Below are 22,027 nucleotides of genomic sequence, written 5' to 3' on the forward strand. Positions count from 1 at the left end.
CGTATGTTAACGTCCCCTTAACCAAGCCTGTCGACACTGGCGCCTGCAGCAAGGAGGCATGCGAGGATGTCGACAAGCACCGGTAGGATCGTGCCGTGAGTCTGACCTCGGCCCTTTCGATCGCATCGAGTGGCCTCAACGGTGTGCAGTATGCGCTCACCGTCGCGTCGCAGAATGTCTCGAATGCGAACACGTCGGGCTATGTCCGCGAGAGCGCCAGCCTCGTCGCTGTCGAGGGTCAGGGCGTCGGCAGCGGTGTACGTGCCGGCCTCACCCTGCGCGCCAGCGATCCGGGGCTTCAGAAACAGGTCTGGGCGCAGAGCGCGACGGTCGCCGGTCTGCAGACGACCGACAATGCCCTTGGCGCCATCGACAGCCTGCTGGGCACGACCTCGGCCGATACGGGTACGGCGTCGAAGGGCTCGGGGACGCTGTCGGACCTGCTCGGCTCGGTGCAGGCTGCCTTCGTCACCCTCAGCAGCGATCCCTCGGGTGCGGCGGCGCAGCAGGGGGTATTGTCCGCGGCCAAGCTCTTCACCACCAGGGTCAACGGGCTCTCCGGGGCCTACCAGGCGCAGCGGCAGACCGCACAGGACACCATCGCCGACGGCGTGCAGGCGGCAGCGAGCGATCTGTCGACCATCGGCACCCTGTCGGACCGCATCGTGCTGCTCAAGGCGCAGGGAAGCGACACGGCCGATCTCGAGAACCAGCGTGACGCGGCGATGAGCGATCTCGCGCAGTTCGTCTCGGTCCAGTTCCAGCAGACCCCCACCGGCGACATGCTCGTTCGCACGGCCAGCGGACTGTCGCTGCCGACCCGCGGTACGGCCACGCTGTCGACGCCGGCGGGTGTGACCATCGATCTCCAGAACGCCTATCCCGGGACCATCGCGCCGATCACGCTCGGCGGCCGTGACGTCACCAGCCTGCTCACCGGCGGCAAGATCGGTGCGGCACTGACGCTGCGTGATACGACCCTGCCGACGATGCAGGCCCAGCTCGATTCCCTCTCGGGCGCGGTCGCCAATCGCTTCGACGCGGCGGGGCTCGATCTGTTCTCCACGGCATCCGGCACCTTGCCCGGTGCGTCGGGGAGCGAACCGGCGCCTGCCGGACAGCTCGGCTTTTCCGCGCAGATCAGCGTCAACCCCGCGGTGATCGCCGACCCGTCCAAGTTGCGTGACGGCACGTCCGGTGCCGCCACCACAGGCACCGCCGACGACCAGACCGTGATCGACGCCGTGCTCAACACCACGTTCGGCACGTCCGGCGCGTCTGCCACCTCGTCGGGCCTCGGCGTCGGCGGCTCGCTGTCGACGGGCTACAGCGGCAGCGGCTCGCTGACGGCGCTGGCGAGCAGTCTGGGGGCATCGCAAGGATCGGTCATCTCCTCGGCGAGTTCGCAGCTCACAACCGAACAGGCGGTGCAGACCAAGCTCGACACCTCGCTGTCCAGCGCCGTCGGCGTCAATGTCGATGACGAGATGGCGTCCATCGTCTCGCTGCAGAATTCCTATGCCGCCAATGCCAAGGTGATTTCCGCCGTGCAGAGCATGTTCCAGTCCCTTCTCGCGGCGGTGCAGTGATGATCAGCGCTCTGGGCAATGGCGGCGGTCTGGCAATCCTGATGGCGGGCGTGCAGCGCATGCAGGGCGAGCAGCAGACCCTCGCCGCACAGGCATCCAGCGGGCTGATCAGCGACGACATCTCCGGTCTGGGGGCGCGTGCCGGCAGCGTGTTGCGGCTGCAACCGCAACTCTCCGCGCTGTCGGCCTGCCAGGGCGCGATGACCCAGGCGCAGGCGGGGCTGTCCGTCTCGGCCACCGCGCTCACCGGCATGCAGGACATCGCGACCTCGCTCTCGACCTCGCTCGTCGCCTTGCAGTCGGATGGTTCGACCGACAAGTTGTCTGCCGTCACAGGTGCTGCCCTTGCCGGGCTGAGCAACATCAAGTCGCTGCTCAACACACAGAGCGCCGGGCGGTATGTGTTTTCGGGTACCGCGTCGGATACGCCGGTGATCGAGAGTGGCGCGGACCTCTCGAGCGGCACGCTCGCCGACGCGGTCCAGTCCGCCCTCAATGACAACCCCGAAGACGCAAGTGCCGCGATGTCGGCGATCCTCGCCGCAGTCGGCAGCGATATCCCGTTCTCCTCGCCCCTGACATCCGTGCCGGCCACCGCGCTGCAATCCTCGACGGTGACCGGACCGCAGGCGCGGCAGGCGACCGGCTATGTCGCGACGTCCGCCGGCACGTCGAGTGATGTATCGACCGGCTCGCCCGTGCGCGACCTGATCGCTGGACTGAGTGTGCTTGCCGGTCTGTCACCGACACAGTTGCAGGCGGCCCAGTCGAGCGGATTGCTGTCGAAGCTCGGCCAGATGGTCTCGTCGGCGGCCAGCGGGCTTGTCGATGCCAACGCCGGGATCGGCGCGCAGCAGCAGGCGCTGACGGCGCAGTCCTCGGTCAGCCAGATGATGTCGACCGCGTTGAGCACCCAGTATGGCGACCTGACCGATGTCGATCTGGCGACGGTGGCGACGCAGCAATCTGCGGTGCAGTCACAGCTGACGGCGTCCTACAGCCTGATCGCCGACATGAAGAATCTCTCGCTCGCCGCCTATCTGTGATCCGCTCGATACGCGGACGGTAGAGTTGACCGGGTCTTAACCATTTTCGCCCAGAATGGGGCCCGGATTTAGGAAAGACAATATGTCCAATCTGGTTCTTGAGTTGCGCGCTGGCGAGATGATGGTGGTCAACGGAGCCGCGATCCGTTTTCGCTCGCGAAGCCGGATCGAACTCGCCTCCCGCGCGCGTTTCCTGTTCGGCAAGCAGATCATGGCGCCGGAAGAAGCCACGACGCCGGCGCGACGGATCTATTCGGCGCTGCAGACGGCCTATATCGGGTCGGACGAGGAGCGCGAGCAGGCCCGTGGCATCGCCAGCCGGCTGATCAGGATGTTTCGCGACGCCACCACCTCGGCTGCCGCCCGCCTCATTCTCGATGAGGTGGAGCAGGCCGTGACGGTCGACGACTGCTACCGCGCGCTGCGCCTGACCCGCAGGATCATCCGGCACGAGGATGCGGTCCTCGGCGTGGCGGACAATGGGGGCGGCGTTCGGCAGGACTGCGAGATCGCGGCATCCTGATGCTTGGGCCTGCGTCGCCGCTCAGGCCAAGCTGAGCAGCGTGACGTCGCCGCCAATGGCTGCCGTGTTGATGCTCTCGCTCCGTTCCGACACCAGCAGCTCGCCGGGGTAGTGACCGGTGTCATCCGGCGCGAAGAGGGGAACGATCCGGTGTGCGCCCGTGGCCAGCTCCTGCAATGTCTGCCAGGGGGTGCCGGGTTCGACGAGGGCGAAATCGGCGGCCGCGAATGCTGCCTTGCGCGACATGCGGCGGATTTCGCCGTCGAGAAAGACAGACAGGCGGTCGAGGCCGCCCAGGCGCTGCGCATCGTCCTCCGTCACGATCGCGCGGCTGCCGGCGGCAAGCACGGCGCCGATCTGCCGATAGAGGCCGGCACGATCCGTGGCCAGGCACAGGCCGGCGCCGCGCGGCACCAGCCTGTAGACATTGCGTTCGCCGACCGGCGCGGGCAGCGTTTCGGCCGCGCCGAGAGCGGTCTGTTCCTGGCCGTCCGTCAACTCGACGAACTTGTTGCCATGCAGCCACGAGCGCCAGATCACGAACGCGCCCGGCAGGCTCTTCGCCCGCGGCAGTCGTGGCGCCGCGGGCGCGTGTGCCATCAGGCGGCGCAGGATCAGCGGGCCGCCGGCTTTCGGGCCGGTGCCCGACAGGCCATGGCCGCCGAAAGGCTGCGCGCCGACCACAGCGCCGATCGTGTTGCGGTTGACATAGGCATTGCCGGCGCCGGAGCGTTCGACCAGGGCGGCGGCCCGCTCGCGCAGCCGGGACTGCACACCGAAGGTCAGCCCGTAGCCCAGGGCGGCGATCCGGTCGACCAGCGATTCGAGCTCGCCCTCGCCGTAGCGCACCACATGCAGCACCGGGCCGAACACCTCGGCGCCGATTTCCTCGACCGAGGCGATCTCGATCAGGGTCGGCGACAGGAAATGTCCGCCCGAGGGTGCGAACGGGGCCGTGTAGACCGGGCGCCCCCAGCCATGCAGGCGGCCGACATGGGCTGCGACACGGTCGACGGCAGCGGCGGAGATCATCGGCCCGATATCGCTCGACAGCCGTTCGGGCGGCCCCAGGCGCAAGGCCGACATCGCGCCGCGCAGCAGGCCCAGCACATGCTCGGCCGTGGCTGTCGGCAGGCACAGGATGCGCGCCGCGGAACAGCGCTGCCCGGCCGAATTGAAGGCGGAGGTCAGCACGTCGATCGCCACCTGCTCGGGCAGGGCGGAGGAGTCGACCACGATGGCGTTCTGGCCGCCGGTCTCGGCGATCAGCGGCACCGGGCGACCGTCTGCGGCCAGCCGGCCGGCCAGGGTGATGGCGATCTGGCGGCCGACCGTGGTGGAGCCGGTGAACATCACACCGTCGCAGCGCGGGTCGGCGGTCAGTGCCTGGCCGGTTGCCGCGTCGCCGGGCAGCACCCCAAGCACGTCCCGCGGCACACCGGCCGCGTGCAGCAGCGCACCGGCGGCCAGGCCGCAGAGCGGCGTCTGCACCGCCGGTTTGGCCAGCACCGCATTGCCCGCGGCGAGGGCCGCAGCGATCTGGCCCACGAAGATGGCAACGGGAAAATTCCACGGGCTGATGCACACCACCCGTCCGAGCGGCGTGCTGCCCGGGCCGGCATCGAGCCCGGCTGCGTCGGCGTAATAGCGCAGGAAATCGATCGCCTCGCGCAGCTCGCCGATCGCGTCCGGCAGCGTGCGGCCGGCCTCGCGCACCACCAGGGCCAGCAGCACCGGAGGTGCGGCACCGGTGATCTGGGCCTCGAGCCGGTCGGCCGCGCCGCGCAGGACTTCGGCGCGTTCGGCTGCCGTCGCCGCCCATCCGGAGGCGGGTGCCGCCTCGAAGGCCGCGGCGACCGAGGCCGGCGTGGTGTCCGCCACCCGCCCGAGGCGACGCGACGGGTCGGCGGGCTCGGCGATGACCCGGGCGCCCTCGCCGTCATCGACCAGCGGCAGCTCGCAGCCGGCAAGGGACTCGGCCAGCCGATGCAGCGTCGGCTCATGGGCCAGATCGAGCCCGGCGGCGTTGCGCCGGGGGCCGAACAGCGCGTCCGGCGCGACCACGAAGGGCGACGGCGCGCCCGGCTCGTCGGCCGCCGCGATCCTGGCCTGCGGCGCGCGGGTGAGCTCCGCCTCGCTGGTCTGCGGGTCGGCGATGCGGTTGACGAAGGCCGAGTTGGCGCCGTTTTCCAGCAATCGGCGCACCAGATAGGCGAGCAGCGCATCATGTCCGCCGACCGGGGCGTAGATGCGGGCTGGACGATACAGCCGGTCGGGCGGCACCACCTCGTCATAGAGCGGCTCGCCCATGCCGTGCAGGCACTGGAACTCGTAAGCCGTGCGCGGCGCCTCCGGCCCGCCGGCCATGCGCCAGATCGCGGCCACGGTCTGGGCGTTGTGGGTGGCGAACTGCGGATAGACCGCCCCACCCGCCGCCAGCAGGCGCTGCGCGCACACCAGATAGCTCAGATCGGTGTGCTCCTTGCGGGTAAACAGCGCGAAATCGGCCAGCCCGGCGAGCTGCGCGCGCTTGATCTCGCTGTCCCAGTAGGCGCCCTTCACCAGGCGCACCATCAGTCGCCGCCCGCTGCGCTGCGCCAGATCGACGAGATGGTCGATCAGCTCGGGTGCTGCGCGCTGATAGGCCTGCACCACGATGCCAAGTCCGTGCCAGTCGCGCGTGACCTCGTCGGCGCACAGCGCCTCGAACAGGTCGTGGGTCAGGTCGAGGCGGTCGACCTCCTCGGCATCGATGGTGAGCCCGATATCGTAGCGCGCCGCCAGCCGTGCCAGCCCGGTCAGGCGCTGCAACAGCACGCTCATCACGGTCGCGCGCTGGGCGCGGACGAAGCGCGGGTGCAGCGCGCTGAGCTTGACCGACACGCCGGGACCCTCCACCGGCCGGTCGGCGAAGCGTGCCACCAGCCCGTCGGACGCCGCCGCGCCCACGGCGTGGATGGCGTTCTGGTAGAGATCGAGATAGCGCGCCGCATCCGCCTCGCAGACCGCCGCCTCGCCGAGCATGTCGAAGGAGTGCCGATACCCCAGCGCCTCGCGCCTGGCCGCGTGGCGCAGCGCGCTCTCGATGGTGGCGCCGGCGATGAAGTGCCGTCCGATGCGCCCGATCGCCGCCGACAGGCCGACGCGCAGCGCCGCCTTCGCCCCCGGCAGCATGTCGGACGCCGCCCGGCCGGTGCCGACCGCCTCCGCGATCACCCGGCGCAGGCCGAACCGGCCGCCCTCGGCGCCGAGCGCGTTCCAGTCCACCGACGACAGCATCTCCTCGATCATCGCCTGCCGGGTGGTGGCATCGGGGATGCGCGGCAGCGCCTCGGCGAGGCTCATCAGCGCCAGCCCGGCCGGCGTGCCGATCGGAAAGGCGCGCATCAGCGCCTCGACCGGCCCGGGGCGGTGCGCGCGCAGCTTGCGGACCAGGAAACCGGCCAGCGCCTCCGCCGCCTCCGACGCGGTTGGAGCCTCGGCCAGCAGGGCGGCGACGCGCTCGCGCTCGCCCACGAAGCGTGCCGCACTCACCGCCGCGCGCAGCGGCGACTGTGTCTGCGTCTCGGCGCGCAGCGCGGCGAAGGCGTCGGCGTTGCAAATCGGGCCGGAGACCGGATCGGCGATCGGGTCGGAAATCGAGTCGGGCATCGGACCTCTGGCTGCTGCTGCTGCTGCGCGATCGCTGCGGATCGCCCCCTATACCACCACCGCCGCGCCGCACGCAGGTGGCTCCCGCCTGCGTGAGCGGCTATGACGGCCCTCGGCCCGTAACGCGGAGGATCGATGGACGGGGACAGCGCCGACACGGCCCGCTTCATCGCGGCTCATACCGCGCCGAGCCATGCGCCGCTGGTCGGCGAGATCATCCTGCGGCTGGCCACCGAGATCACCCCGATCTGGCAGGCCTCGGAAGACTGGCTGGCCCGCGCGGGTGTCGCACCGCCGTTCTGGGCGTTCGCCTGGCCGGGTGGGCAGGCGCTGGCGCGGCACGTGCTGGACGGGCACCTGCCGGTCGCCGGCCGACGCGTGCTCGATTTCGCCTCGGGGTGCGGTCTCGCCGCCATCGCCTGCGCGCAGCGACAGGCCGCCTCGGTCGAGGCCAGCGAGATCGATCCGCTGGCGATCGCGGCGATCGGGATCAACGCGCGCGCCAATGGCGTCGATGTCATCGCACTGCCGGATGACATCGTCGGCGCCGCCTGCCGCTGGGACGTCATCCTGTGCGGCGATGTCTGCTACGAGGAGCCGATGACCCGACACATCATGCCCTGGCTGCGGCGCATGGCCGAGACGGCCGAGGTGATCGTCGCCGATCCGGGCCGCACCTACCGCCCCGGACAGGGGATGGTCGCCCTCGCCGCCTATGACGTGCCGACCAGCCGCGAGCTCGAGGACCGTGACCAGCGGCATACCGTGCTCTACCGGGTGGAACCTCACGCGGCGGCCGCCCGATGAGTGCTGCCGCGCTGCTCTCGGTCGGGCTGCTGCTGATGATCGCGTTGCTGGGCTTCAGCGTCGTGATCTCGCTGTCGGAGATGTCGTTCGCTGCCGCGCGCGAGGCGCGCATCCGCGGCCTCGCCCGCACCGACCGAAGGGCGGCGCGCTTCCTGGCCCTGCGACGCGATTCCGGCCGGGTGGTGACCGCGCTGCAGATCTGCCTCAACGCCGTGGGCATCCTGGCCGGCATGCTGTCGGACCGCTTCATCGCCGCACCGCTGACCGAGCTTCTGCAGCACGCGGGGGCGGGCGACTGGGCGCGGCAGGCCGGCATCATCCTCGGCTTCTGCCTGGTCACCGGCAGCTTCGTGCTGCTGTCGGACCTGGTGCCCAAGCGGGCCGCGCTGATCGCGCCGGAGCGCGTGGCGCTGTCGGTGGCTTGGTTCCCGTCGCTGGCGATCGGCGTGCTGCGGCCGGTCGTGTGGCTGTTCGCGAAATTGTCGAACGTGATCCTGCGCCTCCTGCGGCTGCCGACAGGGGTGGTCGCCGATCCGCTCACCGCGGAGGATCTGCGCGCCACCCTGGCCGCCGGCACCGCCTCGGGCGCGCTGCTCGAGCAGGAGCACAGGCTGATCACCAACGTGCTGGGCATGCAGGACCGTTCCGTCACCTCGGCGATGACCCCGCGCGACGAGATCGTCTATCTCGATCTCGACGAGACGCCGGAGGCGCGGCGCGACAAGGTGCGCGCGCGGCCCTATTCGCGCTATCCGCTCTGCCGTGGCGGCATCGACAACGTGGTCGGCGCGATCCGGGCCGAGGACGTGCTCGCCTCCACCGTGCAGGACGGCTCGGTGCCGGACGATTTCGCCCGCATGCGGCGCGACGTGCTGTCGATCCCCGACACGCTGAACCTGTGGGAGGCGCTCGCCCAGTTCGAGGCGTTCGGTGCCGGCTTCGCGGTGGTGGTGAGCGAATACGGGCTGGTGGTGGGGCTGCTGACCTTCAAGGACGTGATGGGCGCGGTGATGGACGGGCTCGCCAACCCGTTCGACGAGCAGGTGATCGTGCGCCGCGACGACCGGTCCTGGCTGATCGACGGGCTCGCCCCGCTCGCCGATGTCGCGCGCGCCCTCGAGGTCGACGCGTTCGAGGCCTCGGGCCTCTACGAGACCATCGGCGGCTTCGTCAGTCACCGGCTGCGGCGGATGGCGCGCAAGGCGGACCGGGTCGAGTATGAGGGATTGCTGTTCGAGGTGGTGGATGTGGAAGGCTTCCGCATCAACCAGCTGCTGGTGACGCGGCGGACCCCGGCGCCTCTCAGCGCGGAGGCGTCAGCCAGCGGCTGAGATGGGCGAGTGCCCAACCCATCGACAGCCGTGCGAGGGCGGCATCGAAGCGCGGCGCGCCGTCGCGCAGGAAGGCGTGCTGCGCATTGACCTCGAACCAGGTGTAGGACCGGCCCGCCTCTTCCAGCCGCTCGCGGATCGCGCTGCGGCCGGCGAACGGCACGTGCGGGTCCTGACGGCCGAACACCAGCATCGCCTCGCCGCGCAGTTCGTCGATCCGGGCCATGGTGTCGTCGCCGCCGGCGTCGCGGCCGAGCGTGCGCGTGTGCAGGTCGGTCGGATAGAAGCACACCGCAGCGCGCACGCGTGGGTCGAGCGAAGCGCGCAGGGCGAGATGGCCGCCGAGGCAGACGCCGAAGGTGCCCAACGCCCCGGTGCAGGCCGGATGGGCTTCGAGCCAGTCGAACAGCGCGCGTGCGTCGGTATCGTGCGCCGTGGCCGGCTTGACGAATTTCAGCGCATTGCCGCGCTCGGTGCCCGGCGTGTCGTAGGCCAGCACCGTGCCGGGGGGTTCGTGCTCGTGATAGACTTCCGGCATCGCGACGAGGAATCCCTCGCCGGCGAGCTGGGCCGCGAGGCGCCGGATCGGATCGGTGATCTGGTAGATTTCCGAATACAGCACGATCGCCGCGAAGCGCCCCTCTGCGGTCGGCCGGGCGAGATGCACCCGCATCTCCCCGGTGGGCGTGCCGATATCGGCCTGTTCATCGGTGCGGATCAGCATCTGCGCCCCTCGCGTTGTCTGCGGGAACGGAGAAGATCACCCTCTCGGCGTCTGCACCACCCGTGTGCGGGTCAGGATCGCCCGCGCCACCGGCCCCGGCAGCAGCGCCTGTGCCGCGCGCAGCACCGAGAACGGCCACGGCAGCACCAGATGCGCACGGCCGGCATCGACCGCCCGTGCGATTCGCGCCGCCGCAGTCTCCACGTCGAGCAGGAACGGCTTGGCGCAGTCGAGCCGCCGGCTCATCGGCGTGTCCACGAAGCCCGGCGAGGCCAGCGTAACCGAAACGCCATGGTCGCGCATCCCGAGCCTCAGCGCGGCCGCGAAGCGGGTCAGCCCCGCCTTGCTGCCGGCATAGGCCGGGGCATAGGGCAGGTCGTGGAAGGCGGCGACCGAGCCGAGCAGCCCGATCCGGCCGCCGCCGCGTGCCGCCATGTGGCCGGCGAGCAGGGTCGCCATCATCGCCGGCGTGGTGAAGTTGACGCAGCCGAGTTCGATGACCAGCTCCGGCCGCTCGGTCAACGCGCCGTCGGGACGGATGTCGCCCAGGCCCGCGGCGAGGATCGCAAGGTCGAAGGCGAACGCATCGTCATCCAGCGCGAGTGCGGCGCGGGCCGCCTGGGGGTCGGCGAGGTCGATCGAGCGGGTGGCGACCTGCGCGCCGAGCGCGCGGCACTCCGCCGCCACCGAATCGAGTCGCGTCCGGTCGCGCCCCCACAACATCAGCCGGCGTCCGGAACCGGCGTAATGCCGCGCCAGGGCGGCGCCGATGCCGCTGGACGCCCCGGTGACGAGGATGCGGGAGGCGCCGCGCTTGCGGCCGGGCAACGATTGCATCTTTATCTTCCACCGATGACGATCTCTGCCGCCCTCGACTCGCCCGCCCCACCCCCCGATAGCACCGGGGTCGAGATCGTGCCGGTCGCGGGGCGGCGGGCGTTGAAGCAGTTCATCCAGCTTCCGCGGCGTCTGTATCACGGGCTGCCCGGCTTCGTCCCGCCGCTGGATTTCGAGCGCCGCGGCATGCTCGCCCCGGGCAAGTCGGCCTTCTACGAAGAGGGTCGCGCACAGTTCTTCCTCGCCCTGCGCGACGGCCGGCCGGTGGGACGGATCTCCGCGCAGGTCGATCCGGTCACGCAGTCGGCGTGGGACCCCGAATCACGCGAGCCGGTCGGGCTGTTCGGCGCGCTGGACGCGATCGACGATGCCGGGGTGGTCGCAGCACTGATCGACGCGGCAAGGGGCTGGCTGGCAGCCCAGGGTATGCGCCGGATGGTCGGGCCGTATGTGCTCAATCCGAACGGCGAGCCCGGACTGCTGATCGAGGGGCAGACCGAACGCGCGATGCTGATGTCGCCGTGGCATCCGGCCTGGCTCGGCGCGCATGTCGAGGCGTCCGGGCTGCGCAAGGTGAAGGACCTGCTCGCCTACGAGCTGGCGGTGGGGCCGAAGGCGGAGGCGGCGCTGTCGCAGTCGCGCACACGGCTGGAGTCGTTCGGCGGCGGCATCTCGGTGCGGCGGATGCGCACGCGCGGCCCGGGCCTGGCCGAGGACGCGGCGATCATGGCCGAGATCTACAACGATGCCTGGCACGACAACTGGGGTTTCGTGCCGATCACCCGGGCCGAGACGAGGGCCATGGCGCGCGAGCTCAAGCCGCTGATCCGTCCGGAGCACATGGTGCTGGTCGAGCGCGACGGCCGTCCGATCGCGGTGACGCTGGTGCTGCCCAATCTCTATGACATCGTCGGCGATCTCGGCGGCAGCCCGTCGCCGATCGGCTGGCTGCGGTTCGCCCGCCGCCTGCTCGGCCATCGTTTCCGCTCGGGGCGGGTGATCCTGCTGGGTGTGCGCGCCGAGCTGCGGGGCAGCGTGCTGGGTGCGGTGCTGCCGTCGCTGATGATCGGCGAGCTGATGACCCGCGGTCGCGAGATGCCGCTGCGCAGCGTCGAGCTCGGCTGGATTCTCGAAGACAACGTCGCCATGCGCCGGCTGATCGAGCAGCTGGTGCCCAGGCCCTCGAAGAGATTCCGCCTCTACGAGGGCACGACCGGCTGACGCCCGGGCCGCGCCCCCGAAGGGCGGGTCCCTGTCAGGCGCCGATGTCGCGCAGCTTGCGGCCCGACATCAGCCGGCTCTCGATATGTTCGAGCGAGACGCCCTTGGTCTCCGGCACCAGGGCGAGGGTGAACAGGATGAACGCCACGTTGAAAGCCGCATAGAGCCAGAAGGTGTGCGCGGCCCCCAGCGTGCTGATCAGGGTGAGGAAGGTCGCCCCCACGATCGCGTTGGCGACCCAGTTGGTCAGTGTCGAGGCGGCGATGCCGAAATCGCGGCCCTTGAGCGGCTGGATCTCCGAGCACAGGATCCAGATCACCGGCCCGGCGGCCATCGCGAAGCCGACGATGAACACCAGCAGCATCACCACCGTGGCGAGCTGCATCGCGTGGGTCGGCGTGCCGAGGCCCAGCAGCGTGCCGACCGCACCGAGCCCGATCGCCATGACCACGAAGCTGATGACGAGCAACGGCCGCCGGCCGAGCCGGTCGACCAGGGCGATGGAGATGAAGGTGGCGAGCACGTTGGTCAGCCCGACCAGGGCGGTGGCCCAGAGGGCTGCATTGGCGCCGAAGCCGGCAAGGCCGAACACCTTGGGCGCATAATACATCATCACGTTCATGCCGGTGAACTGCTGCACCACCTGCAAGGCGATGCCGAGCATCACCGCGCGGCGGAAATTGGCATTGGCGAGGAACATCGACAGGCCCTGCTGCTTGACCCGGATCTGCTCGGAGATCTCGGAGATCTCGCGCTCCACCTCCTGGTGATCCTGACGCAGGGTCAGCAGCACGTGCCGTGCCTCGTCGGTGCGCCCGCGCATCATCAGCCAGCGCGGCGAGTTCGGCACGAACAGGATGCCGGCGAGGAACAGCGCGCCCGGCACGGCGACGATGCCGAGCATCCAGCGCCAGGCGGAGATTTCGGCCATCTGCGAGAAGGCGAGGTCGGAGAGGAGGGCCAGCAGGATGCCGATGGTGACCATCAGCTGATACAGCGAGATCATCGCGCCGCGCACGTGCTCGGCGGAGATTTCCGACAGATACAGCGGGGCTGCGAAGGTCGCGACGCCGATCGCCAGCCCGAGCACGAAGCGCGCCACCACCAGCGAGGGGATCGACCAGGCGAAGGCGCAGAACAGCGAACCGGCGACGAACAGGACCGCCGCCAGCACAAGCGACTTCTTGCGCCCGAGCCGGAACGACAGCCAGCCGGCGGCGAGCGCGCCGATCGCGGCGCCCACCATCATCGCGCTCACGATGGTCTGGATGGCGTCGTCGTCTGCGGCGAATTGTTTCGCGATCAGGCTCTGCGCCCCGGAGATCACCCCGATGTCGAGACCGAACATCAGCCCAGCGAGCGCTGCGAGGAGGCCGGTGAAGAAGGCCTGTCCGTTGCGGCCGACCTCGGCGAGCGAGCCGGCTTGCGGCTCCGTTGTTGCATCCATGATCCCGTCTCCCCCTGGCGTTTCTTGTTGTTCGGCCGATATGGCCAAACACCGGTGCATGACATGAGTTCGTGCGGCGGGGCTAGACCCAGCCGGCATCGACGATCAGCGACTGCCCGGTGATCATCGCCGCGTCGTCGGAGGCAAGGAACAGCGCCGCGCGGGCGATGTCGTCGGGTTGCAGGCGCGCGCGCAGGCACTGCATGCGATCGATCGTCGCCTCGCCCTCCGCATCGAGCCACAGCGTCTTCTGCTTCTCGGTCATCACCCAGCCGGGCACCAGCGCGTTGATGCGGATGGCGCTCGCGCCGAGTTCGCGCGCCAGGCCGCCGACCAGCCCGTGAATGGCGGCCTTGGCAGTGGCATAGACCGGATAGCCGGCATTCTTCTGCATCCAGCCGACCGAGCCGAGACAGATCACCGCGCCGCCGCCGAGGCCCCGCATGTCCCCGGCCACGGCCTGGGTGGCGAAGAACTGATGGCGCAGATTGACCGCGACGAGCTGGTCGAACCGCTCCGGCGAGACATCGGCAAAGCCGTGGCGGACATCGTTGGCGGCATTGTTGACCAGCACGCCGATCGCGCCCAGCCGCGCGCGGAACTCGTCGATCGTCGCGCGCAAGGCCGCCGTATCGGTCAGATCGCAATGGCGGTAGAGCGGCGAATGTTTCACGTGGAACAGATCCGCAACCAGAGCCTCGGCGGCGGCGTCGTCGAGGTCGATGAACCCGACCTTCGCACCCTGTGTCGCGAAGCCGCGGACCAGTGCCGCACCGATACCGCTCGCACCCCCGGTGATCAGCACCACCCGGTCCGCCAGCGACGGATAAGTGTTGTTCACCATTCGGCGACACTCCCGTCCGCGTGACGCCAGACCGGGTTGCGCCAGCGATGCCCCTGCGCTGCGCGCTCGACGACGTAGTCCTCGTTCACCTCGATGCCCAGGCCCGGTCCGCCGGGGATCGCGACGAAGCCGTCAGCGTAGTCGAACACCGATTTGTCCGCGATATAGTCGAGAAGATCGTTGCCCTGGTTGTAGTGGATACCGAGCGACTGCTCCTGGATGAAGGCGTTGTGGCACACCGCGTCCAGCGCGAGATTGGCGGCCAGTGCGATCGGCCCGAGCGGGCAGTGCAGGGCGACGGCCACGTCATAGGCCTCCGCCATCGCCGCGATCTTGCGTGTTTCGGTGATCCCGCCGGCATGCGACGGATCGGGCTGGATGATGTCCACGACGCCGGCCTCGAGGATGCGCTTGAAGTCCCAGCGCGAGAACAGCCGCTCGCCCAGCGCGATCGGCGTCTTCACGCTGCCGGCGATGTCGCGCAGGGCTTCGAAATTCTCGCTCAGCACCGGCTCCTCGATGAACATCAGATTGAACGCATCGAGCTCGCGGGCCAGAATCTTCGCCATCGGCCGGTGCACGCGGCCATGGAAATCCACGCCGATGCCGAAATCCGGCCCCAGCGCCGCACGGATCGCCGCCACCCGCGCCACCGCCGCATCGATGCGCGCATGGCTGTCGACATACTGCAGTTCCTCGGTGGCGTTCATCTTCACCGCCGTGAACCCGCGCCCCGCCACCGCCTGCGCCGCTTGCGCGGTATCGGCCGGGCGGTCGCCGCCGATCCAGCTATAGACACGGATCTTCTCGCGCACCCGCCCTCCCAGCAGCTCGTGCACCGGCACGCCGAGCGCGCGTCCCTTGATGTCCCACAGCGCCTGGTCGATGCCGGCGATCGCACTCATGTGCACGGCGCCGCCGCGATAGAATCCGCCGCGATACATCACCTGCCAGTGGTCCTCGATCAGCCTGGGATCACGCCCGATCAGGTAGTCGGCAAGCTCCTCGACCGCGGCTGCGACCGTATGCGCGCGTCCCTCGACCACCGGTTCGCCCCAGCCGCTGATCCCGGCATCGGTCTCGATCTTGAGGAACAGCCAGCGCGGCGGCACCATATAGGTGGTCAGCCGGGTGATCTTCATCGCCAGTCTCCTGCCTGAGCGAACCGCCGCGCGTTGCGCTCGAGCTCGTCCATCTTCATGCCGGCCCGGTAGAGCGCCGAGCCCAGCCCGAATCCGGCAGCTCCCGCGTCCCGCCAGGCCGGAATGTTGTCCGGCGTGATGCCGCCCACCGGCAGGAAGCGCGTCGCGCGCGGAAACACGCTCCGCCAGGCCGACAGCGTCGCCATTCCCAGTGATTCGGCCGGAAACAGCTTGATGGCCGCCGCCCCGGCCCTCAGCGCCGCGAATCCTTCCGTGGCCGTCGCCGCCCCGGGCAGGCAGACCATCCCCCGGGCCACCGCCCGGCCGATCACCGCCACGTCCGAATGCGGCATCACCAGCAGCCGCCCGCCCGCATCCGCCACCCGGTCGACATCCGCCACATCGGTCACCGTCCCCGCCCCGACCAGACAGGTGTCGGCATATTGCCTGGCCAGATGCGCGATGCTGTCAAACGGCCGCGGCGAATTGAGCGGCACCTCGATCATCGCGAACCCCGCTTCGGTGAGGATCTCGCCCGCGGCGGCGATCTCCTCCGGCGTGATGCCGCGCAGGATCGCCACCAGCGGCAGTCGCGCCAGACAGTCCTCGAACGTCACGCTCATCGTCCAATCCCCGCCGCCTGCGCGATCCGCCACAGCCCGGACGCCGCCGCGTCCTCGACCTCGCGCGCCGCCGGCGCGCCGAACAGCTTCAGCCCCGTGCGGTAGCGCTCGACGAGGGCCGCACTGCCAATCAGTGTGCAGGGCGCGCGCCCTCCGGTCGCCAGCCCGGCGCGCAGCTCGTCGCCGATCAGCAGCCCGGACAGGTAGTCGAGACTTTCCTCCGCCCGGATCTGCCGGCTCAGCACCAGCGCGCGGGTCGAGAACAGCAGCGGCGCGATCCCCTGATGCGAGGCACGCGCCGCCGCCAGCCCGCGGGTGAACGCATCGCGACACAGGGGCGCCGTCGCGCCATCCGCCGGGACGGCCCGGCCCAGGATCGAATGCCCGCGTAATACCGCGAACAGCTCGCCGGTCATGAAGGTGTCGAACCCGGTGATGCGCCCGCCCTCCAGCCGCACCCATTTGCTGTGCGTGCCGGGCAGCAGCACCAGCCCCGTCTCGACGCCGGCCCCCGCCACCTGCGTCTCCTCGCCGCGCATCACGTTGGGTGCGCCGGCCGCGTCGCGCCCGCTCACTCCGGGCACCAGATGCAGCACCGGCCCGCCCGCCGGTGCGATCCGCACCAGCCGCGACGCGATCGCGTCGATCCCGGCGGGTGCGGCGACATACGGCACTTCGCGCCAGCCCTGCGCGCTGCCGACCATGCCGCAGGCGATCGCCGGCACCGCCGGCCAACCTTCGGTGATCGCCGCACAGGCCCCGGCAAACCCGCCCTGAGGCAGCGACAGGATGCCCCAGTCGCGCTCGCGCCGTTCCACCACCGCCCCGCCACCATCGAGCAGCATCGCGCGCAGCGACGACGTCCCCCAGTCCAGCGCGATCAGCATGCGCCTGCTCCTCCATGCCCGAGCTGTGCCGCGATCGCACCGGCGGCTTCCAGCACCCGCCCGGACAGCGCCCGCATCCGCACCTCCGGCATGAACTGCACCGCACCCGCCACAGAGATCGCCGCCACGATCGCGCCGTCCGCATCGCGGACCGGGGCTGCGACGCAGCGTATCCCGGTCTCGTTGTCCTCGAGGTCGAACACCGTCCCGCGTCCGCGCGCCGCCTGCATCGACGCCTCGTACTCCGTCCAGCCGCTCCGCCGCCCATGCGCGGGCACCGCCCCCGCATGCAGCGCCTGCCAGCGCGCCGGTGCCGCGTCGAGCAGCAGCGCCCGCCCCACCCCGGTCAGCGCCAGCGGCAGCAGCGACCCGATGCGCGACCGCATCTCCAGCCCCCGCCGCGCACCGATCTTGTCGAGATACAGAACCTGGTCCCCGGCCTCGATGCCGAGATGCACGGTGTCGCCGGTCTCTGCGGCCAGACGCTCCAGCTCCGGCCGCGCCAGGGAAGCGAGCGGCATCTGCGTCCGTGCCGCCGCGCCGAGCCGGATCAGCGCCGGCCCGAGCCGATGCAGGCCGCCCGCCACGCGCAGATAGCCCGCCCGCACGAGGGCCGCCGTCAGACGCTGCGTGGTGCTGCGCGTGCATCCGATGGCCTCGCCGATCGCCGCCAGCGTCTCCGCCCCGGCCGCCACCGCCTCGACCACTGCGAGTCCTCGCGACAGCGCCTGCGTGCCCGGATGTGGCTGGGAGAGCGACATGCGCCGATCATCACCCCGGCCTCGCAGATGTCAATATATGGGATGCAAACCCACATCGTGAGCAATACAGAGAAAAGGGGGCCCGTGGTCCCCCTCCCATATGTCCCTCGAGACGCGACTCAGCCGTTCTGATCGTCGTCCGACCCGCCACCGGCGCTGCCGCCATCACCATTGCCACCGCCCGGCGTGATGGCGATGAACGCCATCTGTCCCTGATGCAGCACCCGCAATGCGACCGTACCGGTGCCTTTCAGCGCGGCATGCACCGCGGCCACCGTCTCGGAGGGATCGTTCACGCTCTTGTTGTTCACCCCCACGATCACGTCGCCGGCGCCGATCCCGGCCTGGTCCGCCGGCGAGCCGGGGGTCACGCCGCGCACCACCGCGCCATGCACGGAGCCGCTGATGCCGAGCTGCTGGCGGATCTGCGGCGTCAGTTCGGTCAGCGACACGCCAAGGCTCTTGCCGCCGGCGGTGCTGCCGCCCATGCCCTCGCTGCCCTTGTCCTTGTCGGCATCGGCGAGATTGCCGATCACCGGCGAGAGGTTCAGTGTCTTGCCGTCGCGGATCACCGTCAGCGCCAGCGTGTTGCCGGGCTTCACCGATCCCACCTGGATCTGGAGGTCGTGCGGGGTATCGATCTTCTTGCCCTGCACCTCGGTGATGACGTCACCCGGCTTCACACCGGCCTTCTGGGCGGGACTGTCATTGCTCACCGAGGCGACCAGCGCGCCCGAGGCCGGCCCCGAGGCCGGCTTCGGCAGCCCCAGCGCGCTGGCGATGCCCGGGCTCACCGGTTGGGCCAGCACGCCGAGATAGCCATGCACCACATGCCCGGTCTTGAGGATCTGTTCCTCGACATTGCGCACGGTGTCGGACGGGATCGCGAAGCCGATGCCGATGGAGCCGCCCGAGGGCGACAGGATCGCGGTGTTCACCCCGATCACCTTGCCGTCCTGGGTCAGCAGCGGACCGCCGGAATTGCCGCGGTTGATCGGCGCGTCGATCTGCAGGAACGAGGAATATTTTCCATCGCCGATGTCGCGACCGCGCGCCGAGACGATGCCGGCCGTCACCGTGCCACCGAGGCCGAACGGGTTGCCGATCGCCACCACCCACTGGCCCGGCTCGACATCGTCGCTCTCGCCGAGTTCCACATAGGGCAGCGGCGTCTTCGAGCTCACCTTGAGCACGGCGAGGTCGGTGCCGGGATCGCGCCCGACCACCTTGGCCGGCAGCACGGTGCCGTCATCGAGCGTCACCTTGATCGAGGTCGCGCCCTTGACGACGTGGTTGTTGGTGATGACCGTGCCGTCCGCCGAGACGATGAAGCCCGACCCGCGCGCCTCCACCATCTGCGAGGAGCGGCCCTGCGGCTGCATCTGGAACGGAAACGGGAAGGGGAACGGAAATCCCTGTCCGCCGCCGAACTGCTGGCCGCCGAACTGCTGCCCGCCGCCCTGGTCGTCATCGTCCGGGTCGGGCATCTTCGAGGTGATCGACACCACCGCCGGCTTCACCTGCTTGACCAGGTGCGAGAAGTCCGGAAGCCGCTCGCTCGGCCCGACCGGCTTGATCGGCGCCGCATTGGCCGTCGGCTCGGCATGCCCGGCCGGGACGAACTCGTAGGTCGCGAATGCCGTGCCGCCGCACAGCAGGGCGGCAAGGGCGATGCGGGACAGTGCGCGGTGCATGGCGGGGCGGGGGGTCGGCTGGTTTGGCATCGGTGTGTCTCGGTGTCCTGTTCCTGGGCGACGACCCTGACAGAAGGCCGCCCGTGGCCCGTCCGTTTCGTCATCGCGTCCATGTTTTACGCGGCACGCCCTCTGCCGGCCACTGACGGGCCGATGAAACTGTGTCCATGCAGCCACAAACCAGCGAAATCGACGCCGGATTCAGCGCCGCTGCCGAAAGAAATCCCGCAGTAACGTTGCGGAAACGTCTTGTTCGAACCCGCCCGCCCAGTCCGGCCGATGCAGACAGCCGGGCTGGTCGAACAGCCGCGGCCCGTGATCCACCGCGCCGCCCTTGGGGTCCCAGGCGCCGAACACGATCCGCCGGATGCGGAAATGCCCCGCCGCGGCCGCACACATCGCGCACGGCTCCAGTGTCGCCACCAGCGTGCAGTCCGCCAGATGCCGGCTGCCGCGCAGGGCTGCGGCCGCCCGCATCGCCAGCAGCTCCGCATGCGCGCTCGCATCCGCCCGCTGCTCGATCTCGTTGCCGTGCGCCGCCAGCACCGCACCATCCGGCCCGACCACCACCGCGCCCACCGGTACCTCGCCCCGGGCGGCCGCCGCCCGCGCCTCGTCGAGCGCGCGCGTCATCGCCATAACGCCGAGGGCTGCCGAATCCGGCGTCTCAGCCATCGCATCCGCCCGGTGTTTGGGCTAGCAGTACAGGCGTCATGACCAAATCCCGCCCCCTGATCGGCGTCACTCTCGATGCCGAGCCGCCTGCCACGGAAGACGCGCCCGGCTACTCGAAATACCCGTGGTATGCGCTGCGCGCCAACTATCTCGGCGCGCTCGCCGCCGCCGGCGCGCTGCCGGTCGCCCTGCCGCACGAGCCCGATCTCGCCATCGACTTCATCGAACGCCTCGACGGCCTCGTCGTCACCGGCGGCGCCTTCGACGTCGATCCCGCCCTCTATGGCGACGACGTCTGGCACGGCAAGACGCAGGTCAAGCCCCTGCGCACCACGGCCGAATTCGCCCTGCTCAAGGCCGCCATCGCGCGCGACATCCCGGTCCTCGGCATCTGCGGCGGCGAACAGCTCCTGGCCGTGGCACTGGGCGGTACGCTGCATCAGCACGTCCCCGACGCGATCGAGGACGCGCTCGAACACGAAGGTCACATGCCTGGTCACCCGGTCGCCCTGGTGCCCGACACCCTCCTCGCCGACATCGTCGGCGCCCCGACCATGTTCGTGAATTCCTCACACCACCAGGCGGTGCGCGATCCCGGTACCGCCACGGTCAGCGCCTTCGCCCCCGACGGCGTCATCGAGGGCATCGAGGCGCGCGGCCGGCGCTTCTGTGTCGGCGTGCAGTGGCACCCCGAATTCGAGACCGATCCGGGCGATGCACGCCTGCTCGCCGCTTTCGTCGCGGCGTGCGCGGCATGACCGACACCCCACCCGACGCTGCGCCTGACGCGCCCCGCGGCGACCGCATCGCCAAATACCTCGCCCATGCCGGCGTCGCCAGCCGCCGCGACGTCGAGCGCATGATCGCCGAGGGCCGCATCCGCCTCAACAACGCCCCCGTCGAGACGCCCGCCACCTTCGTCACCGAATCCGACCTCGTCACCGTCGACGGCCAGCCCGTCGAGCCGCCCGGCCGCGCGCGGCTGTGGCGCTACCACAAGCCCGAGGGCCTGGTGACCACCCATCGCGACCCGCAGGGCCGCCCGACCGTGTTCGAGAAGCTCCCCGCAGCCCTGCCACGCGTCATCAGCGTCGGCCGTCTCGATCTCAACAGCGAGGGCCTGCTGCTGCTCACCAACGATGGCGGCGTCGCACGCATGCTCGAGCTGCCCGGCAATGGCTGGCTGCGCCGCTACCGCGCCCGGGTCTGGGGCGTGGTCGACGAGCGCCGTCTCGCCGCGCTCGCCGATGGCTGCGAGGTCGAGGGCGTGCGCTACGGCCCGATCGAGGCCGGGCTCGACAGCCGCAAGGGCGACAATGCCTGGCTCACCGTCTCGCTGCGCGAGGGCCGCAACCGCGAGGTCCGCCGTGTGCTCCAGGCGCTCGGCCTGCACGTCAACCGGCTGATCCGCGTCGCCTACGGCCCGTTCCAGCTCGGCACCCTCGGCCGCGGCGAGCTGGAGGAGGTGCCTGGCAAGGTACTGCGCGACCAGCTCCCCACCGCCTCGCGCGCCCAGGTCGCGAAAGACCGCCCCGCGAAACGCGGCTGATGGCGCGCGCCGCCTCGCTGCGCATCGTCGGCGGCGTCTGGCGCGGCCGCGCCCTCGTCGCCCCCGACGGCCAGACCACCCGCCCCACCGCCGAGCGCGTCCGCCAGGCGCTGTTCGACATGCTCGCCCACGCCCCCTGGTCGCCCGGAATCGAGGGTCGCATCGTGCTCGACGCCTTCGCCGGTTCCGGTGCACTGGCTCTTGAAGCCCTCTCCCGGGGAGCTGCCCACGCTACCCTCTTCGATACCGACCGCGCCGCCCAGGCCGCGATCCGCGCCAACATCGCTGGCCTGCCCGGCGCCGCCGCCCGTGCCACATGGCTCGCCGCCGACGCCACCCGCCCGCCGCGCTCGGCTTTCGCGTGCGATCTGGTGTTTCTCGACCCGCCCTACGCTGCCGGGCTGATCGATCCCGCCCTCGCCGCCCTGTCCGCCGCCGGTTGGTTGGCCCCCGGCGCGCTGATCGTCGCCGAGACCGGACGCGAGGCGCCGGCACCGGCAGGCGCGCTGCTGGCCGAACGCACGCACGGTGCGGCGCGGCTATGGGTATGGCGCTACGAAGAAGTTCTTTCTTGAAAGAAAGAATCAAAGAACTTCCGGAATCTGCCTTCGGGATACGATGTCTTACGACAGAGGCGAGGGTGCGTCCCTGGACCTGGCCGCGATGTCGAGCCTGT

General features: G+C 70.3%; 20 protein-coding genes. 9 read left to right on the forward strand and 11 right to left on the reverse strand.

Annotated elements, in window-relative coordinates:
- Window positions 1-95: 95 nt before the first annotated feature.
- The 3 genes from flgK to FHR90_RS12995 all read left to right on the forward strand — a co-directional run bounded on the left by flgK (window position 96) and on the right by FHR90_RS12995 (window position 3,158).
- Window positions 96-1,589, forward strand: coding sequence for a flagellar hook-associated protein FlgK (gene flgK, locus FHR90_RS12985; protein ID WP_176623885.1), 1,494 nt, complete (start codon window positions 96-98; stop codon window positions 1,587-1,589).
- Window positions 1,589-2,635 (forward strand): flagellin N-terminal helical domain-containing protein, encoded by a 1,047-nt coding sequence (locus tag FHR90_RS12990; RefSeq protein WP_176623883.1) that lies wholly within the window; start codon window positions 1,589-1,591, stop codon window positions 2,633-2,635. Before flgK ends, FHR90_RS12990 begins: the two co-directional genes overlap by 1 nt.
- A 103-nt stretch (window positions 2,636-2,738) precedes the next feature.
- Entirely contained in the window at window positions 2,739-3,158 is a 420-nt protein-coding gene (locus tag FHR90_RS12995) for a flagellar biosynthesis repressor FlbT (RefSeq protein ID WP_246330256.1), read from the forward strand.
- A gap of 21 nt (window positions 3,159-3,179) precedes the next feature.
- Here the strand turns inward: FHR90_RS12995 and putA are convergent, their stop codons facing one another.
- Window positions 3,180-6,809 (reverse strand): bifunctional proline dehydrogenase/L-glutamate gamma-semialdehyde dehydrogenase PutA, encoded by a 3,630-nt coding sequence (gene putA, locus FHR90_RS13000; protein ID WP_183275358.1) that lies wholly within the window; start codon window positions 6,807-6,809, stop codon window positions 3,180-3,182.
- A 135-nt stretch (window positions 6,810-6,944) separates the two neighbouring features.
- Here putA and FHR90_RS13005 point away from each other — a divergent pair, with 135 nt between their 5' ends.
- Window positions 6,945-7,616 carry a class I SAM-dependent methyltransferase gene (locus FHR90_RS13005; protein WP_183275359.1) on the forward strand — a complete coding sequence of 224 codons (672 nt, stop codon included), beginning with the start codon at window positions 6,945-6,947 and terminating at the stop codon, window positions 7,614-7,616.
- The gene (locus tag FHR90_RS13010; RefSeq protein WP_176625486.1) at window positions 7,613-8,947 is read left to right on the forward strand and encodes a hemolysin family protein; all 1,335 of its coding nucleotides are present in this window, start codon (window positions 7,613-7,615) and stop codon (window positions 8,945-8,947) included. Before FHR90_RS13005 ends, FHR90_RS13010 begins: the two co-directional genes overlap by 4 nt.
- Here FHR90_RS13010 and FHR90_RS13015 read toward each other — a convergent pair.
- Window positions 8,919-9,671 carry a dienelactone hydrolase family protein gene (locus FHR90_RS13015; RefSeq protein WP_176625484.1) on the reverse strand — a complete coding sequence of 251 codons (753 nt, stop codon included), beginning with the start codon at window positions 9,669-9,671 and terminating at the stop codon, window positions 8,919-8,921. The genes FHR90_RS13010 and FHR90_RS13015 overlap by 29 nt on opposite strands.
- Window positions 9,672-9,707: 36 nt before the next feature.
- Entirely contained in the window at window positions 9,708-10,508 is an 801-nt protein-coding gene (locus tag FHR90_RS13020) for an SDR family NAD(P)-dependent oxidoreductase (RefSeq protein ID WP_183275360.1), read from the reverse strand.
- 15 nt (window positions 10,509-10,523) lie between these two features.
- Here FHR90_RS13020 and FHR90_RS13025 point away from each other — a divergent pair, with 15 nt between their 5' ends.
- The gene (locus FHR90_RS13025; protein WP_176624214.1) at window positions 10,524-11,729 is read left to right on the forward strand and encodes a GNAT family N-acetyltransferase; all 1,206 of its coding nucleotides are present in this window, start codon (window positions 10,524-10,526) and stop codon (window positions 11,727-11,729) included.
- Window positions 11,730-11,763: 34 nt separating this feature from the next.
- Here FHR90_RS13025 and FHR90_RS13030 read toward each other — a convergent pair whose 3' ends face one another.
- The 8 genes from FHR90_RS13030 to FHR90_RS13065 all read right to left on the reverse strand — a co-directional run bounded on the left by FHR90_RS13030 (window position 11,764) and on the right by FHR90_RS13065 (window position 19,802).
- A complete protein-coding gene (locus tag FHR90_RS13030; RefSeq protein WP_176624212.1) occupies window positions 11,764-13,176 on the reverse strand; it encodes a sugar porter family MFS transporter in 1,413 nt (470 codons plus the stop codon).
- Window positions 13,177-13,258: 82 nt separating this feature from the next.
- Window positions 13,259-14,020 (reverse strand): SDR family NAD(P)-dependent oxidoreductase, encoded by a 762-nt coding sequence (locus FHR90_RS13035; RefSeq protein WP_176624210.1) that lies wholly within the window; start codon window positions 14,018-14,020, stop codon window positions 13,259-13,261.
- Entirely contained in the window at window positions 14,014-15,162 is a 1,149-nt protein-coding gene (gene dgoD / locus FHR90_RS13040) for a galactonate dehydratase (protein WP_176624208.1), read from the reverse strand. The genes FHR90_RS13035 and dgoD overlap by 7 nt, the downstream gene beginning before the upstream one ends.
- On the reverse strand, window positions 15,159-15,785 hold the full coding sequence (locus FHR90_RS13045) for a 2-dehydro-3-deoxy-6-phosphogalactonate aldolase (protein ID WP_176624206.1): 627 nt from the start codon (window positions 15,783-15,785) through the stop codon (window positions 15,159-15,161). Before FHR90_RS13045 ends, dgoD begins: the two co-directional genes overlap by 4 nt.
- The gene (locus tag FHR90_RS13050) at window positions 15,782-16,672 is read right to left on the reverse strand and encodes a 2-dehydro-3-deoxygalactonokinase (protein ID WP_183275361.1); all 891 of its coding nucleotides are present in this window, start codon (window positions 16,670-16,672) and stop codon (window positions 15,782-15,784) included. The genes FHR90_RS13045 and FHR90_RS13050 overlap by 4 nt, the downstream gene beginning before the upstream one ends.
- Window positions 16,666-17,433, reverse strand: a complete 768-nt coding sequence (locus tag FHR90_RS13055) for an IclR family transcriptional regulator (protein WP_183275362.1) — start codon at window positions 17,431-17,433, stop codon at window positions 16,666-16,668. Before FHR90_RS13055 ends, FHR90_RS13050 begins: the two co-directional genes overlap by 7 nt.
- Before the next feature lie 119 nt (window positions 17,434-17,552).
- Window positions 17,553-19,157, reverse strand: a complete 1,605-nt coding sequence (locus FHR90_RS13060; RefSeq protein ID WP_246330257.1) for a trypsin-like peptidase domain-containing protein — start codon at window positions 19,155-19,157, stop codon at window positions 17,553-17,555.
- Window positions 19,158-19,328: 171 nt separating this feature from the next.
- The gene (locus FHR90_RS13065; RefSeq protein WP_246330258.1) at window positions 19,329-19,802 is read right to left on the reverse strand and encodes a nucleoside deaminase; all 474 of its coding nucleotides are present in this window, start codon (window positions 19,800-19,802) and stop codon (window positions 19,329-19,331) included.
- Between the two features lie 38 nt (window positions 19,803-19,840).
- Between FHR90_RS13065 and FHR90_RS13070 the strand changes: the two genes are divergently transcribed.
- The 3 genes from FHR90_RS13070 to rsmD are packed head-to-tail and all read left to right on the forward strand — an operon-like array spanning window position 19,841 to window position 21,926.
- The gene (locus FHR90_RS13070) at window positions 19,841-20,560 is read left to right on the forward strand and encodes a gamma-glutamyl-gamma-aminobutyrate hydrolase family protein (protein ID WP_176626401.1); all 720 of its coding nucleotides are present in this window, start codon (window positions 19,841-19,843) and stop codon (window positions 20,558-20,560) included.
- Window positions 20,557-21,351: a pseudouridine synthase gene (locus tag FHR90_RS13075; protein WP_176626403.1), complete on the forward strand. Its 795-nt coding sequence runs from the start codon at window positions 20,557-20,559 to the stop codon at window positions 21,349-21,351. The genes FHR90_RS13070 and FHR90_RS13075 overlap by 4 nt, the downstream gene beginning before the upstream one ends.
- Complete coding sequence (gene rsmD / locus FHR90_RS13080; RefSeq protein WP_183275363.1) at window positions 21,351-21,926, forward strand: 16S rRNA (guanine(966)-N(2))-methyltransferase RsmD; 576 nt, start codon at window positions 21,351-21,353, stop codon at window positions 21,924-21,926. Before FHR90_RS13075 ends, rsmD begins: the two co-directional genes overlap by 1 nt.
- The last annotated feature ends 101 nt before the right edge of the window (window positions 21,927-22,027 follow it).

The sequence above is a fragment of the Endobacter medicaginis genome (assembly GCF_014192375.1).
In the GTDB taxonomy this organism is placed as follows: Bacteria; Pseudomonadota; Alphaproteobacteria; order Acetobacterales; family Acetobacteraceae; genus Endobacter; species Endobacter medicaginis.